Raw genomic sequence first — 15,089 nt, 5'->3', positions numbered from 1 at the left:
TTTCTATTGATGGCGTAGGTTTTAGCGTAGAAACATTCAGGAGCACTCAATTTTCATAGGAGAGCATAGGTTTCCAGAATAACTATGTTCACCACTGAAATCCTTACGTAAGTGGCTGAATTAATTCGTGAAAGCTCAAAGCTTTCAATAGGCGGGAAGTGCTTTGGCGCTTAGCTCACGCTAAAGCCTGCACCGAAAAGCCGCTCCCGCATCGCTATGTTTTTGCCCCTTGCACGCTACGCAGCCCAGAGAAATTTGTCTGTATTCTGATGCCTGTGCCACAAAAGCGATGCCTGCCAGCGCCTCTATTGTCATCCAAGCTTGGTTGGTTTGAACAATCGTACAAGTGGCGCTTGCCAAAACGTGGGCGCAGCGGTGCTGTTGTGCTCAGTCTTTCAGTACGGAATTGAAGTGTGCCGGAGCTGCGTCGCTTGTTTTCCTTGCTGCACTTCGAGTCATTGGCATGGTGGAAATGTCTCAAGCCGTGCAATTCATTTGATAGCAGATTGCGCTTTAACTGCAATGAATTTATTGAGGAGAGCGCCTGAAAGTCATTGGGTGAAAGCGCAAGCAGCTCCTTTTTTCAGAGCCTACATGCACCCTGCTGACTGCTGAGCAGAGTGATCGCTTGTCTTTACCCCTACAGCGTTATGTGATTGAAAATCGTGACGATTGTTCTTTTGGGTAAATTGTCTGTAGGAGAAATTCGATATTTGGTAAAAGAGGTTCTATCTTCTTATGCGTCTTGAATGTTGATACAGATGCCTCATCACCTGCCTTTTAGCTTTTCCGCTCGCCTTGATGCTTGGATACGGCATATGAAGGCGGGGAAGCCTTGCGGCTCGCAGCAGGTGGCTTATGAGCTTGTGATCAGCAGCTGGGTAAAGGCCAATGCGGATCTTGGCGCTTCGCCAGCGTTTTTGAGGGCGTTGAGCCGCCGCCGCCTTTGCGAGGAGCATGGCTGGCGCGGGCTGAAGACGGGTGTGGCGTACTGGGATCTGGATGAGAACCAGTCCGTGCGGGTTTATCTGCACTTCGATGGATCCATCGTGGCGCAGCAGATGGATGCGCAGAATCTGCAGATTCTTTTTACCTTGCCCAGCATGCATGGCCACCCGCTGGAGATTTCCTCGCAGGGCGTTTAGCCATTCAAAAAAATGCCCGCACAAGGCGGGCAAGTTTTGGGGGCCTCTCCATCGAGTCCTGCGGCGCGAAGTCAATGCGTTTGAATACTTGGCAAAGGACATTCTTTCGTCCCAAGCTCGCCTTTAATCGCACTTGCACTGGCGCTGATCGAATTGAACTGCGGACAGGTTGCCCCGTTGGGCGCAGGCCGTAACTGTGCTTACTGGCTCTGCATTCGGTAACAAGCGGCGTTTTGCAGACCGTTTCTTTCATTGCCGCCGCTGCTGTTGTTGCTTCCTCCTTAACTCGTTTCGTTAGCCACCTCGGGCCGGTGAACAAGCACCGGGATGTGGGTGTGTGTCAGCACACGCTGGGTTTCGCTGCCCAGCAAGATACCGCTGATACCTTTTCGCCCGTGAGAGGCCATGCAAATCAGGTCGCAATGGCGCTCTTGCGCTTGCTGAACAATAGTTTGATAGACAGAGCTGCTGGCGATGCGGACAAACTCACAGGGAACACCTTCCGGCCTGGCAATCTGATCGACGAACTGAAGCGCGGTGTCGGCGTTGCTGTTCATGCTGCGCTCAAATTCTGCGCTGTTATAGGTGAGCAAGGCATCTGCGCCATAGATGATGGCGCGGTAGTCGGGCATGACATACAGGGCGGTGACCTTGGCATCATTCTCACGGGCCAGACTGATGCCGGCGCGAATGGCCGCTTCAGACAGTTTGCTGCCATCTGTAGGAATGAGCAGGTGCTTGAACATGTTCAACCTCCTGATGCCGCTGGGTGGGTGTTGTGGCTAATTTATTCCGATGTTTCTGGCGCTGCAATATGCGTGCTAGGAATGAGGTATGCGGCAATGAGTCTGGAGCGGGGCTCTGTAACGTCAAGGCCTTGATTCAGTAAAGAGCGAGCAGTATTTAGCTCACAAAAGTCCTGATGTACCTGAGCGCGGCGCTATTGCATTTTGTTTCACTCTTTACGGGCTGCTGGTAGGAGTGGGCTTTGGATTTGAGCGCTTTTAGAGGCGTGAACACCACCTTGATATGTCGTTGTTTCGCCTTGTCTCAACCGCAAATTGCGATTTACTGGGTTGGTGTTCACGCCTCTTGTTCGCTCTGAGGCGGTTGCACGCGGTTGAGAATTTCACCGGTGGTTTCGATCTCGAACTGTTTTTCATTGAGCCAGTTGATCTTCAAATGATCCGTTGTCTCGAAGTGCTTGGCGGACGGGCGCAGAGAGACGCCATGCGGCAGATCGACCTCGTCAAAATCCTGATAAACCAGAATTAAACGCAGATTGCCACTGGCATCTTTCGCCTGTATGTGTTCCGTGAGCTTGCGATAGGCACTCATGGCGACCCCTTCGTTTGCACGTGTATACGAATGTTTCCATTGGTATGAAGGGGCTGCAATACCCTGAATTAAGTATTTTGATAGGCCAGATTGCGCGTTGGGCTAAGAATGAAAAGCGCTGTATCGCTTTATTCATCAGCGCTTGCAGCTATCAAATGTAGTTGCTCAGTCGACCGGCTATTTACATTGCGTTGCCAGTGCATTGGTTGCTGGCGCTGCAGCTTGGGACTTGTGCTTCAGGCTTGCTGCGCTTGCTCATTGAGGGCCATGCGCTCCAGTGCGGCGCAGACATCGGCCATGCGGCCGGAGATGAACATGCATTCGGGCTGCTTGCGGGGTTCGCGCTGCAGGATTTTCAGCTGGCGCGTGGCTGCGGGGGCTGCTTCAGCCGGTAATGCCAGAGACAACTGGGGGCTGGCAGTGTTCGCTTTGGCTTTGTTGTTGACACGTGTGCTGGTGTTGCGGCGGCGCGAGCGGTTGGCGCGCATGACGGGGATGCTGGTGTGCGTCAGCTTGAAACCTTCGGGCTCAAAAGAGCTGGGGATGAACGGTGCGGTTTCTTCAGCGGTGTCATGTGAGTCGCTGGAGAGAGTTTGGGTGCTGGCATTGAAGTTCAGGCTTGCGGGTGGTGCGAAGGGCAGGACCTTAAGGCTCAGGCGGGTCAAAGACTGCAAAGATGCGGCGAATCCCATGTGGCAACTCCTCAATAGCCTTGCGGCAACGATAAGGGCAGGATTGCGTTTTAAGGCAAAGCTCCGCCCAGGGCGAAGCAAGACTGCTTCGCGCCTACCACCTGGGCTGGAGAGGGAAAGGGGTTCAGCGTGCTTTCATCCGGTGACGGGTACGCTGAGGAGGAGCCTGTGGGCTACATGAACATGCTATTGCGGATCAGGCCTACGGCCAGACCTTCGATGGCAAAGGGCTCTTCAGGAGCTACATGAATCACCTTGTAGTCAGGGTTTTCGGGCAGCAGCTCAATGCCTTGGGGGGTGCGCTTGAAGCGTTTGACGGTGACATCGTCGCCGAGGCGGGCGACCACAATCTGGCCGTTGCGCGCTTCGTGGGTGGCTTGCACGGCCAGCAGGTCGCCGTCCATGATGCCGGCGTCGCGCATGGACATGCCGCGCACCTTGAGCAGGTAGTCGGGCTTGGCGGCGAACAGGCTGGGCTCCACCGAATAGCTCTGGTCGATATGTTCCTGAGCCAGAATGGGGGAGCCCGCAGCCACGCGGCCGACCAGAGGCAGTACCAGCTGCGCCATGCTGGAGATCGGCAGTGCAAAGCTGTTGCCGCGCGCAGCATTGATGTTGCGCACGGTATCAGCCCGCAGTCGAATGCCGCGTGAGGTGCCGCTTACCAGATCAATCACGCCCTTGCGTGCCAGCGCCTGCAGATGTTCTTCGGCGGCATTGGCGGATTTGAAGCCGAAACTGCTGGCAATCTCGGCCCGGGTAGGGGGCGCGCCGGTGCGGGCGATGCTGGACTGGATGAGGTCCAGAATCTGCTGCTGGCGGGGAGTGAGCTTGGGGTGATCTAGCATGTCTGGCTTCCGGTCATTCATCAGGCTGGGCCTAGTGAGATTTCTGATCTGTGTGTTTATACAGTACCTGTATTTTTAACCAGTTTTTTATGGAGAGCAAGTGGCGCAAGAAAAGATTGTGATTTTGGGCACAGGCGGCACGATTGCGGGGCAGGCCCAGAGCAGTACGCAGGGTGTGGGCTACAAGGCAGGCCAGCTCAGTGTGGCGGGCTTGCTGGCCGCTGTGCCGGATTTGCCACAGCTGGCCGCTGGCCGCACGGGCGCGGTACTGGATGCCGTGCAAATTGCCCAGATCGACAGCAAGGATATGGACTGGCCGGTCTGGCGCAGCCTGCTACAGGCCGTGAAGGCGGGGCTGGAGGATGCGGCCACGCAGGCGCTGGTGATTACGCACGGCACGGATACGCTGGAAGAGACCGCCTGGCTGCTTCAGGCAGTGCTGCAGCCCACCAAGGCCGTGGTGCTGACCTGTGCCATGCGGCCTGCCACATCGCTGCAGGCAGATGGCCCGCAGAACCTGCGCGATGCAGTGGCGGTGGCTGCTGGCGATGTGCCCGGCGTGTGGGTGGTGGCGGCAGGTGAGGTGCATGCGGCGCGCGAGGCGCTCAAGGTGCACCCCTACCGTTTGAATGCGCTGCGTTCTTACGAGGGCGGGCCATGCGCCTATGTAGAAGAAAGCCGTGTGCGCTGGCTAGGGCGCGCTGCGGTGCAGTACCCGGGCTGGAGTGCGGCGAGGCTTGAGCAGTTGCTGGCTTGCGAAGAGCTGCCTTGGGTGGAGATTGTTCAGTCAGGCGCCTTGCAAAGCGCGCGTGCTGTGAATGCCTTGGTGGCGGCCGGTGTGCAGGGGCTGGTAGTTGCAGGTACGGGCAATGGCACGATTCATCAGGCCCTGGAGCAGGCGCTGCTGCAGGCAAGGGCAAAGGGCGTGAACGTCTGGCACACCACGCGTTGCCTGGAAGGCCAATTGGTCGGGTTGTCGGTGGGGCAGGGCGTGGCTGCGGTGCAGGCTGGCGGAGATGAGATTGCAGCCCACGTGATCAAGGCGCGGGATGTGGGCGCTCTGGATGCCGTTCTGCTGCCCCCCAGCAAGGCGCGTATTGCGCTGATGCTGCAGTTGGCTTGCTCTTGAATAAATAGCTAGTCACGCTTGTTGCATAAGCGCTGGAAAGCAAAAAAGCACCTGAAAAGGTGCTTTTTTGTGGGTGGTCAGGGTCGGCTTATTGGGCCAGAGCTGCGAAGGCGCGCTCGGTGATCTCTTCCACGGTGCCAGTGCCGCTGATGGCGCGGTACTTGGGGGCAGCTTCAGCGTCGGCCTTGGCCCAGTTGCTGTAGTAGTCCACCAGAGGGCGGGTCTGGTTGCTGTAGACCTCCAGGCGCTTCTTGACGGTTTCTTCCTTGTCGTCTTCGCGCTGCACCAGGTCTTCACCGGTCACGTCGTCCTTGCCTTCCACCTTGGGTGGGTTGAACTTGACATGGTAAGTGCGGCCCGAGGCGGGGTGGCTGCGGCGGCCGCTCATGCGCTCGATGATGGCTTCAAAGGGCACATCGATTTCCAGCACGTAGTCCAGCTTCACGCCAGCAGCCTTCATGGCATCAGCCTGAGGAATGGTGCGGGGGAAACCGTCAAACAGGAAGCCCTTGGCGCAGTCTTCTTGGGCAATACGCTCCTTGACCAGGTTGATGATCAGATCGTCGCTGACCAGCTGACCTGCATCCATCACTGCCTTGGCTTCCAGGCCCAGAGGAGTGCCGGCCTTGACAGCCGCACGCAGCATGTCGCCAGTGGAGATTTGAGGGATACCGTACTTTTGGCAAATGAAGGCCGCCTGAGTGCCTTTGCCGGCGCCGGGAGCACCCAACAAAATCAGTTTCATGGAAATCCTTGAGGAGAGTAAAAATTCTTGGCTAGCCCAGGCCAACGGGTGGACGTCTGTAGTCCCTGAGCTGTATTTTTTCGCGGGCAAGGATAGCATGCACAAGACCAACAGAGGCTTACATCTGACAGTCAAGACTGTCGCCAATGCGGCCTATCCAAGGCATGTATCCGCTGTAAACGCGATAGTTATAGTTGTAAGGCAGGTGTGCTTGTGGCCACATGCGCTGTTTGGACTAGATGGAAAGTATAGCTAGCAGCGCTTGCCACGACTGGGCTTGGGCTCTTTTTGAGTCATAGCTGTGCGGTTAAAGCACATATCCAGTTACCTGATAGCGAAAGCTAAAAAAGCCTGCGACACCATGGTGCGCAGGCTTTGTCTTAATTCGCTTAATTCGCAAACACAGCGCGCACGCGCTCCAGGTCTTCGGGCGTGTCTACGCCGGCGCCGGGTGCATCGGGCGTGATGTGCACGGCAATGCGGTGACCATGCCACAGGGCGCGCAGTTGCTCCAGTTGCTCCATCGCTTCGGTAGGAGCTGGCGAGAGCTGCGGGAATTCGCGCAGAAAACCGGCCTTGTAGCTGTAGATGCCGATGTGGCGCAGCGGCGTAAAGCCCGCGTGGCCAGCCTTGGGCGCAGCCGTGTCCCACCAGGCCTCATCGGCATGATCGCGCGAGAAGGGGATGGGCGCGCGGCTGAAATAGCTGGCCAGACCCTTGGCGTCGCACACCACCTTCACCACATTCGGATTGCGGTAGTCGGCCTGGCTGTCGATAGGGTGGGCGGCGGTGCCCATGCTGGCTTCGGGGCGGCTCAGCAGCAGCGTTGCCACGGCATCGATCAAAGCGGGGTCAATCAGGGGCTCATCGCCCTGCACATTAACCACCACATCGTCGCCAGTCAGGCCTAGCTGTGCGCAGGCCTCGGCCAGGCGGTCGCTGCCGCTGGGGTGGTCTTTGCGGGTGAGTATGGCTTCAATGCCGTGCTGGGCGCAGGCGGCAACAATGCTTTCATCGTCAGCCGCCACCACGCAGCGCGCGGCCCCGGCCAGCGCTGCGCGCTGGGCCACGCGCACCACCATGGGCAGGCCCGCAATATCGGCCAGCGGCTTGCCGGGCAGGCGGGTGGAAGACAGGCGGGCGGGAATGAGTACCGTGTAGCTCATGGCTTAGTACTGGCTGTCGTCCAGCTCGTCGTCGCTGAGGGTGCGGGCTTCGTTTTCCAGCAAGACGGGAATGCCGTCACGCACGGGGTAGGCCAGGCGCGCGCTGTGGCTGATCAGCTCCTGGTGCTCGCGGTCAAAGCGCAGCGGGCCCTTGGTGACGGGGCAGACCAGCAGTTCAAGAAGTTTGGCGTCCATGGGGAATTCCTGCAAAACGAGATGAGGGCGCCAGCACAGGGCTGGCGCGACAAAGAGGGCAATCAATGGGGGTCAATGATAGTCAGGCTGCGTCGCCCTGATGGCGAATATGGGCGCTGACGGCCGCAAGTTCGGCATCCAGCAAGTCCCAGAAGGCCTGCGGCAGCTGCAATTGCAGCGGCACGGCCCAGGCTTCAGGGTGGTTGCGCCAGAGCTTGACGGCATCTTTTTCGGTACAAATCAGCGGAAAGCGCTTATCCAGCTTGCGCGAGAAGCTCTCAAAATCATAGTGGTCTGGCAATGCCTGCGTTGCGGTGGGCGCAAGGCCCTTGTCCGCCAGCATGGAAAAAAAAGATTCGGGGCGGGCCACGGCGGCCACGGCTTCTGCCTGCTGGCCGGTCAGCTCGCTCAACTGAATACTCTGCCCATGGCCGTTGCAGGCCACATCAGCCAGACTGCGCTGCAAGGCAAAAGCCGGTGATGAACCTTGTGGTTGGGGTGGCTGGCCCGCATAGAGCGCAGCGGTGACCGGGCGCGGCCAGGGCTCGCGAAGCGGGCCTGCAGGCAGTAAGAATCCGTTGCCCACGCCTTCGTCGTTGAAAACGCACAACTCGACATCGCGTGCCAGTGCCAGGTGCTGCAAGCCGTCATCACTCACGATGACATTGACCTGCGAATACTTCTGGCGCAGCGCCCGCGCCGCTTCAATGCGCTTGCTGGCCACAAAGACCGGCACGCCCGTGCTGCGGGCCAGCAGGGCGGGCTCGTCCCCCACCTCGCTGGCTGGGCTGTCCGGCAACGCCTCGCGGTAGTCCTGCCCTTCCTGCACCTTGCGGCCATAGCCGCGCGAGATGATGCCCGGCTGCCAGCCATGGGTCTTGAGGTGTGCCACCACCGCCTGAGTCACCGGCGTTTTGCCCGCGCCGCCTGCAATCACATTGCCGACCACGATGACGGGCACGCCCGCACTTTGCTGCTGGTGGCGCATGCGCTGCGCATTCCAGCCCTGCAAGGCGCCGTAAAGCTTTGACACAGGCCAAAGCAGCCACGCACCCGCCCCCCGCTGACGCCAGATGGCGCGCAAACCGTGTTGACTGGATGAGGCGGGGGCAGAGGGGCTAGGCATGGCGGCTCGAATCATAAGAGCAAGGTGGGGTGACATTGCACCTAAAACGGGCGTTGTTGCGCAGGCTTTGGCGCAATCCGGGGCTCAATCCTTGCGTGTGACTCCATGCAAAAGAGCTTGTTCTGCCAATTGAGCCAATGCTGCCCGTGGTATGCGGCCTCTACGCTCGCCATCAATCAACGCAATCAGCGTTCCTAGCCAGAGTTCGGTCAGCGTTGCTGCGCTGAAATCGATGCGAAACACGCCTTCTTGCTGGCCACGCAGGAAAAATGCATCGACCTTGGGCTCCCAGGCCGCCGTCTCCTCCACCGGTTTGTCGACTTCGTTCCAGTAATAGGTCAGAAACAGCGTGAATTCGCGGTGTTCAAGGTGTTTGGCATTGAGCCGTTTGAGGGCCTCCAGCACCGGACCCTCATCAATCAGTGCCTCCTCCAGCGCATCGTCGAGTGTGCGCAGGCTTTGGTCGAGCAGGCGTTTGACTAGCAGATCCCGCGTGGGGCAGAACCGGTAAAGCGTGGCCTTGCTGATGCCGATGGCCGTGGCCAGTTCCTGCAAGGTGGCACGTGGCTGATTGACCAGTGCCAATGCCAGCGGGGGAAGTATTGCGGAATTTTCGGGAGGAACTGTTGTTTTCATCGTGGCTCCGGTTGGGTCGGATATTTATGAATCTATTTTGATTCAAGCAGCCAAGCTATTGCTCTCAGGTACGGAGTTTAAGTAGCACCTATATCACTTGAATCGTAAAAGGTCTTATTGAATCAAAATTGATTCAATAAGTATCTTCGTGCATCATCCGCGTCTTTCTAGATTTGACAAGGCGCAAAAGCCATGAAGACAAGAAGCCGGGAAATGCTCAGATGGCCAGCCCTCGCCGCGGTGGCAGCCGCAATGATGTTGGCGGGATGCATTCAAAAGGACGCGGAAGGGCCATCGCAAGAGCTGCCTGTGGTGGATGTCGTGACCATCAAGACCCGGCCGCTAACGCTTACAGATGAACTCCCTGGGCGTATCGAGCCTGTGCGCGTGGCGGAAGTGCGCGCCAGAGTGCCCGGCATTGTGCTGAGCCGTCACTTCAAGGAAGGGGCTGACGTGAAGGCCGGCGATGTGCTGTTCAACATCGACCCGGCCCCGCTGCGTGCGGCACTGGCGCGTGCGCAGGGTGAGCTGGCACGGACCGACGCGGCGTTGCTGGATGCTCAGTCCGTGGTGCGCCGCTATGAGCCGCTGGTCGCGCAGGATGCGGTGAGCCGTCAGGATTTCGATACCGCCAAGGCCACGTTGAATAGCGCCAAGGCCTTGCGTCAATCGGCTCAGGCCGATGTGGAAACGGCACGCCTGAATCTGGACTACGCCACGGTGAAAGCGCCCATCTCGGGCCGCATTGGCCGAGCACTGGTGACGGAGGGTGCCTTGGTCGGTCAAGGCGAGGCCACACCAATGGCGGTGATCCAGCAACTGGATCCGATTTATGCCGATTTCCGCCAGCCCGCAGCGCTGGCCACACGTTTGCGCGCTCAGCAGCTGAATGGTGATGCTGCAAAGCAGAGCACGCCTCTCACGCTGGTGGCGGACGGCATGGATGAAGCGCGCCAGGGGCGGATGCTTTTCTCCGATGTGACCGTGGATCGCGGAACCGGCCAGCTTTCGCTGCGCGGCGAGTTTCCCAACAAGGACGGTTTGCTGCTGCCCGGAATGTTTGTGCGTGTGACTGTGAGTCAGGGAGAGGAGCCGAGCGCCATCCTTGTTCCCCAGCGTGCGGTGCAGCGCGGCAGCGATGGAGTGGCACATGTGCTGGTCCTCGATGAGCAGGACACGGTGCACTCCCAGCCCGTCACCACGGCGGCCATGTATGGCGCTGAATGGCATATCACCAATGGTTTGAAGGCGAACGCCCGTGTTCTGGTTGGCGGTCTGTCCGCCGCTGTGCCCGGGGCCAAGGTGCAAGTGAGAGCTGAGACAAACAAAGTGGCAGACGCCGCAAAAGACACCGTTGATGCTACAAAAAATTGAGCAAAAAACGCCTGCATGCCGAATGCTGACTGAACAAAATACCCGCCCTGTACAAGGATAGACAATGTCCCGGTTCTTCATTGATCGCCCCAAGCTTGCCTGGGTCGTGGCGATCTTCATCCTGCTCGGCGGATTGCTGGCCATTCCGATGCTGCCTGTGGCGCAGTTTCCGAACGTCGCACCGCCGCAAATTTCCATCTCGGCAACCTATCCGGGGGCATCGGCCACCACGGTCATGGAGTCGGTCACCAGCGTCATCGAGGAAGAGCTCAATGGCACCAAGGGCCTGCTTTATTTCGATTCGTCCAGCGGCTCCACGGGGCTGGCTGAGATCACGGCCACGTTCGCGCCGGGCACCGATCCCGCACTGGCTCAGGTGGAAGTGCAGAACCGCATCAAGAAAGCCGAGGCGCGCTTGCCCTCGTCCGTGATGCAGATGGGCCTGCAGGTCGAGCAAGCCAGCGCCAGCTTTCTGCTGATCTATTCGCTGACCTACAAGGGCGACGATAGCGGCAAGAACGAAGTCCGACTGTCGGACTACGCGGTGCGCAATATCAACAACGAGATTCGCCGAGTGCCCGGTGTTGGCAAGGTGCAGTTCTTTGGCGCCGATGTGGCCATGCGGGTATGGATAGACCCTCAGAAATTGCTGGGCTACGGCTTGTCAGTGGCCGATGTGAACGCCGCCATTGCCGCGCAGAATGCGCAGGTGCCAGCAGGCAGCTTCGGCAGCCAGCCGGGTTCTTCAGATCAGGAACTGAGCGCGACCATCGCGGTCAAGGGCACGTTGAGCTCGCCCGAGGAGTTCGGCCAGATCGTGCTGAACGCCAAGGCCGATGGCTCGGTGGTGTATCTAGCGGATGTGGCTCGTCTCGAGGTGGGCCAGCTGGACTACAGCTTTGCCTCTCGCGAGGATGGCCACAAAGGTGTGGCTGCTGCTGTACAGCTTGCACCCGGTGCCAATGCCCTGAAGACCGCCAAGGCCGTCAAGGCGCGACTGGACGAGCTGTCGAAAAATTTCCCCAGCGACATTCAACACACCGTGCCCTATGACACCTCCCGCTTCGTCGAGGTGGCCATCAGCAAGGTGATCACGACACTGATCGAAGCCGTGGTGCTGGTGTTTTTGGTGATGTGGCTGTTCTTGCAGAACCTGCGCTATACGCTGATCCCCACCATCGTGGTGCCCGTGTGTCTGGCGGGCACGCTGGCGGTGATGTATGCGCTGGGCTTCTCGGTCAACATGATGACCATGTTCGGCATGGTGCTGGCCATCGGCATTCTGGTGGACGACGCCATCGTCGTGGTGGAAAACGTCGAGCGCATCATGGCCGAGGAAGGACTGTCGCCACTGGCGGCCACCGTGAAGGCCATGCAGCAGGTCTCAGGTGCCATTGTCGGCATCACCCTGGTGCTGGTGGCGGTGTTCCTGCCGCTGGCCTTCATGGGCGGCTCGGTGGGCGTGATCTACCGGCAGTTCTCGCTGTCGCTGGCGGTGTCCATCTTGTTCTCGGGCTTGCTGGCGCTGACCTTCACACCGGCGCTGTGTGCCACGCTGCTCAAGCCCATCCCCCAGGGGCACCATGAAGAGAAGAAAGGATTTTTCGGCTGGTTCAATCGCTACTTTGAAAAGCTGACCGAGCGTTTTTCACTGCTCAATCAGCGGCTGGTCAAGCGCGCGGGCCGCTACATGCTGATCTATGTTGCCATTGTGGGCGGGCTGGGCTTTGCCTATACACGCATGCCGGAGTCCTTCGTGCCGACCGAAGACATGGGTTACTACATCGTCAGCGTGCAGCTGCCGCCCGGTGCGACCGAGACCCGTACCACCGCCGTGGTGCGTGACATGGAGGCATTTGTGCAAAGTCGTCCTGCCACGGCGCAGACAGAGTTCCTCATGGGCTACAGCTTCTCCGGCATGGGACAGAACGCGGCGATGGCATTTGTCACCCTCAAAGACTGGTCGCTGCGCGGTGCCGGACAGGCGGCTTCAGACGAAGTTCAGGCTTTCAACCAGCGTTTTGGCAGTCTGTCGGATGGCTCGGCCATGGCTGTGGAGCCTCCGGCCATTGATGGCCTCGGTAATTCCGGTGGCTTTTCGCTGCGGTTGCAAGACCGCGCCAGTCTGGGCCGCGAGGCACTGATTGCCGCACGTGACGAGTTGCTGGCGAAAGCCAACGCTTCGCCGGTGATTGCCTACGCCATGATGGAAAACCTCGAAGACGCACCGCAGTTGCGCATGGATATAGACCGTCGCAAGGCCCAGGCTCAGGGCGTAAGCTTTGCGACCATCAGCGCGGCGCTTTCCACGGCTTACGGGTCGGCGGTGATCAACGAGTTTCCGAATGCGGGGCGTCTGCAGCGCGTGGTGGTGCAGGCCGATACGAAATCGCGCATGACACCTGAAGACCTGCTGCGCCTGTACGTGCCCAACTCTCAAAGGCAGCAGGTGCCGTTTGCCTCTTTTGCTACAGTGAACTGGGAGATGGGGCCGGTGCAGATTTCGCGCTACAACGGCTACCCGGCCTTCCGCATTGCGGGGGATGCCAAGCCTGGTCACACCACAGGTGAAGCCATGGCCGAGCTCGAACGCATCATGGGCGAGATGCCAGCCGGCATAGGCTATGAATGGACCGCACTGTCCTACCAGGAAAAGGCTGCAGGCGCGCAGGCGCCCAAGCTCTTTGCACTGGCCATTGTGGTGGTGTTCCTGCTGCTCGTGGCTTTGTACGAAAGCTGGAGCATTCCCGCCGCAGTCATGCTGATCGTGCCCATCGGTGCGCTGGGCTCGGTGCTGGCGACTTCGGCCGTCGGCCTGTCCAACGACGTGTACTTCAAGGTAGGCTTGATCACCATCATCGGCCTTGCCGCAAAGAATGCCATTTTGATTGTGGAGTTCGCCAAGGACCTGCATGAGCGCGGCCACTCGCTGGTGGACTCTGCACTGCAGGCGGCACGTTTGCGCTTTCGCCCAATTGTGATGACCTCGTTGGCCTTCATTCTGGGTGTGGTGCCGCTGGCGCTGGCCACAGGTGCAGGCGCATCCAGCCAGGCCGCCATCGGCGTCGGGGTAATCGGCGGCATGATCAGCGCCACGCTGCTGGGCGTGTTGTTTGTCCCCATCTTCTTTGTGTTTGTGCTGTCGCTATGGCGCAAGCGCAACCCCAAATCCGAAGTGAAAAACAACACCTCCGAAGGAGAATCTGTATGAGCGCGCATGTCCCAATGCGAAGAGCGGCGCTTTCGCTCATGGTCATCGCGCTAACAGGTTGCTCGTTTGCGCCCACCTTCGAAAGGCCCGCCGCACCTATCCCTGCCACATGGAGTGCGACAGCTTCGCCTGGAGCAGCAACGGCCACGGCATTGCAATGGGAGGAGTTCGTGACCGACGAACGCCTGGGCGCGCGTATCGACAAAGCGCTGGCGAACAATCGCGACTTGCGGCAGGCATTGCTCAATGTGCAGGCCGCGCGCGCGGCCTACCGCGTGCAGCGTGCGGACCAGTTGCCCGCAGTGAGTGCACAAGCCAGCGGCAGTCGTCAGCGCCAGCCAGCCGACTTGAGCGGCACGGGTGGCTCCACCGTTCAGAGCAACTATCAGGTCAATGCGGGGCTGATGGCGTTCGAGCTGGATCTGTTCGGTCGCGTGCAGTCATTGTCCGAGGCCGCGCAAATGGAATACCTTGCCACGCAGGAGGCCACGCGCAGCGTGCAGATCAGCCTGATTGCAGAAGTGATTCAGGCCTCGCTCTCACAAGACAGTGCAAGGCGGCGCAAGGCCTTGGCACTGCGCACAGTACAGGCGCGTGAAAAGGAGTGGCAACTCGTGAGCGAGCGCCACAAGGTGGGTACAGCCAGCCGCCTGGACGAGCAAGAAGCTCAAGGCTTGGTAGAGCTTGCCCGTGCCGATGTCGAGCGCTTCGAGCGCGAGCTGCGTCAGGCTAGCAACGCCTTGAGCTGGCTAGTCGGTGACGGCCTGGTGCAGGCCGAATCGGAGCTGAGTTCTACGCCCTTGGTCCAGGAGATCGCTGCAGGTATGCCTTCCGATCTACTCGTTCAGCGCCCGGACATCCGCGCGGCCGAGTACCAGCTCCGGTCACGCAATGCGAGCATCGGCGCGGCACGGGCTGCGTTTTTTCCACGCATCTCGCTGACCGGCTCCTATGGGTCTGGCAGCGCAGAGCTGTCCGGCCTCTTTGACGGTGCTCAACGCGCATGGTCCTTCATGCCACAGATCAGCCTGCCTATTTTTGATGGCGGACGCAATCAGGCCAATCTGGAAATCGCGCAGCTGCGCAAAGACATGGCGGTGGCGACGTATGAGCGCAGCATCCAGACGGCGTTTCGCGAAGTCAGTGACGCACTGGCCGCTGTCGAGACTTTGAGACGGGAAGAGAGCGCTCGCCAACGCTTGGTCCAGACCAGCACGAACACGCGTAAATTGGCCGAATTGCGCTATCGCACCGGAGTGGACAGCCATTTGCGCTATTTGGACGCGCAGCGCACCGACTTTACCCAGCAGATGGCGCTGATCGAGGTCAGCGCGCAACGGCAAATGGCCCTGGTAGCCTTGTTTAAGGCTCTTGGAGGTGGCTGGCAAGGCCATTCTGGCTTGTATTACTGAGCATCTGGAACACCTCTCGCTATGGGTGCTCTGCAAAAGTCACGCAGACAGGTACTTGCGCATGTGCGCGGA

The 15,089-nt window shown here is 59.4% G+C and carries 14 protein-coding genes; 5 read left to right on the top strand and 9 right to left on the bottom strand.

All coding sequences use genetic code 11. The features are described from left to right. The first annotated feature begins 818 nt into the window (after window positions 1-818). On the top strand, window positions 819-1,145 hold the full coding sequence (locus tag RSF91_RS07690) for a hypothetical protein (RefSeq protein WP_332567863.1): 327 nt from the start codon (window positions 819-821) through the stop codon (window positions 1,143-1,145). A 281-nt stretch (window positions 1,146-1,426) separates the two neighbouring features. Here RSF91_RS07690 and RSF91_RS07685 read toward each other — a convergent pair whose 3' ends face one another. The 4 genes from RSF91_RS07685 to lexA all read right to left on the bottom strand — a co-directional run bounded on the left by RSF91_RS07685 (window position 1,427) and on the right by lexA (window position 4,023). Then, on the bottom strand, window positions 1,427-1,891 hold the full coding sequence (locus RSF91_RS07685) for a universal stress protein (RefSeq protein WP_332567862.1): 465 nt from the start codon (window positions 1,889-1,891) through the stop codon (window positions 1,427-1,429). A 337-nt stretch (window positions 1,892-2,228) separates the two neighbouring features. Further along, the gene (locus tag RSF91_RS07680; protein ID WP_332567861.1) at window positions 2,229-2,483 is read right to left on the bottom strand and encodes a hypothetical protein; all 255 of its coding nucleotides are present in this window, start codon (window positions 2,481-2,483) and stop codon (window positions 2,229-2,231) included. 236 nt (window positions 2,484-2,719) lie between these two features. Beyond that, window positions 2,720-3,175: a hypothetical protein gene (locus tag RSF91_RS07675; protein WP_332567860.1), complete on the bottom strand. Its 456-nt coding sequence runs from the start codon at window positions 3,173-3,175 to the stop codon at window positions 2,720-2,722. Between the two features lie 173 nt (window positions 3,176-3,348). Continuing rightward, window positions 3,349-4,023, bottom strand: coding sequence for a transcriptional repressor LexA (gene lexA / locus RSF91_RS07670; protein WP_332567859.1), 675 nt, complete (start codon window positions 4,021-4,023; stop codon window positions 3,349-3,351). Between the two features lie 100 nt (window positions 4,024-4,123). Between lexA and RSF91_RS07665 the strand changes: the two genes are divergently transcribed. After that, on the top strand, window positions 4,124-5,152 hold the full coding sequence (locus RSF91_RS07665) for an asparaginase (RefSeq protein ID WP_332567858.1): 1,029 nt from the start codon (window positions 4,124-4,126) through the stop codon (window positions 5,150-5,152). A gap of 88 nt (window positions 5,153-5,240) precedes the next feature. Here the strand turns inward: RSF91_RS07665 and adk are convergent, their stop codons facing one another. The 5 genes from adk to RSF91_RS07640 form a co-directional block, all read right to left on the bottom strand. Beyond that, entirely contained in the window at window positions 5,241-5,897 is a 657-nt protein-coding gene (adk, locus tag RSF91_RS07660; RefSeq protein ID WP_099737180.1) for an adenylate kinase, read from the bottom strand. A gap of 389 nt (window positions 5,898-6,286) precedes the next feature. Then, window positions 6,287-7,063 (bottom strand): 3-deoxy-manno-octulosonate cytidylyltransferase, encoded by a 777-nt coding sequence (gene kdsB / locus RSF91_RS07655; RefSeq protein WP_332567857.1) that lies wholly within the window; start codon window positions 7,061-7,063, stop codon window positions 6,287-6,289. Between the two features lie 3 nt (window positions 7,064-7,066). Then, window positions 7,067-7,258, bottom strand: a complete 192-nt coding sequence (locus RSF91_RS07650; protein ID WP_099737177.1) for a Trm112 family protein — start codon at window positions 7,256-7,258, stop codon at window positions 7,067-7,069. A gap of 82 nt (window positions 7,259-7,340) precedes the next feature. Next, window positions 7,341-8,384 carry a tetraacyldisaccharide 4'-kinase gene (lpxK, locus tag RSF91_RS07645; protein WP_332567856.1) on the bottom strand — a complete coding sequence of 348 codons (1,044 nt, stop codon included), beginning with the start codon at window positions 8,382-8,384 and terminating at the stop codon, window positions 7,341-7,343. Between the two features lie 84 nt (window positions 8,385-8,468). After that, window positions 8,469-9,020, bottom strand: coding sequence for a TetR/AcrR family transcriptional regulator (locus RSF91_RS07640; protein WP_332567855.1), 552 nt, complete (start codon window positions 9,018-9,020; stop codon window positions 8,469-8,471). Between the two features lie 192 nt (window positions 9,021-9,212). On the opposite strand from RSF91_RS07640, the gene RSF91_RS07635 reads away from it, so the two are divergent. The 3 genes from RSF91_RS07635 to RSF91_RS07625 all read left to right on the top strand — a co-directional run bounded on the left by RSF91_RS07635 (window position 9,213) and on the right by RSF91_RS07625 (window position 15,017). Then, window positions 9,213-10,394: an efflux RND transporter periplasmic adaptor subunit gene (locus RSF91_RS07635; protein ID WP_332567854.1), complete on the top strand. Its 1,182-nt coding sequence runs from the start codon at window positions 9,213-9,215 to the stop codon at window positions 10,392-10,394. 64 nt (window positions 10,395-10,458) lie between these two features. Next, entirely contained in the window at window positions 10,459-13,605 is a 3,147-nt protein-coding gene (locus tag RSF91_RS07630) for an efflux RND transporter permease subunit (protein WP_332567853.1), read from the top strand. Then, on the top strand, window positions 13,602-15,017 hold the full coding sequence (locus RSF91_RS07625; protein WP_332567852.1) for an efflux transporter outer membrane subunit: 1,416 nt from the start codon (window positions 13,602-13,604) through the stop codon (window positions 15,015-15,017). Before RSF91_RS07630 ends, RSF91_RS07625 begins: the two co-directional genes overlap by 4 nt. Window positions 15,018-15,089 lie beyond the last annotated feature (72 nt).

The sequence above is a fragment of the Comamonas sp. genome, assembly GCF_036643215.1.
Lineage (GTDB): Bacteria > Pseudomonadota > Gammaproteobacteria > Burkholderiales > Burkholderiaceae_C > Comamonas.
Note: the sequence above shows the minus strand (reverse complement) of the source record. Positions and strands in the feature narration are given on the sequence as shown.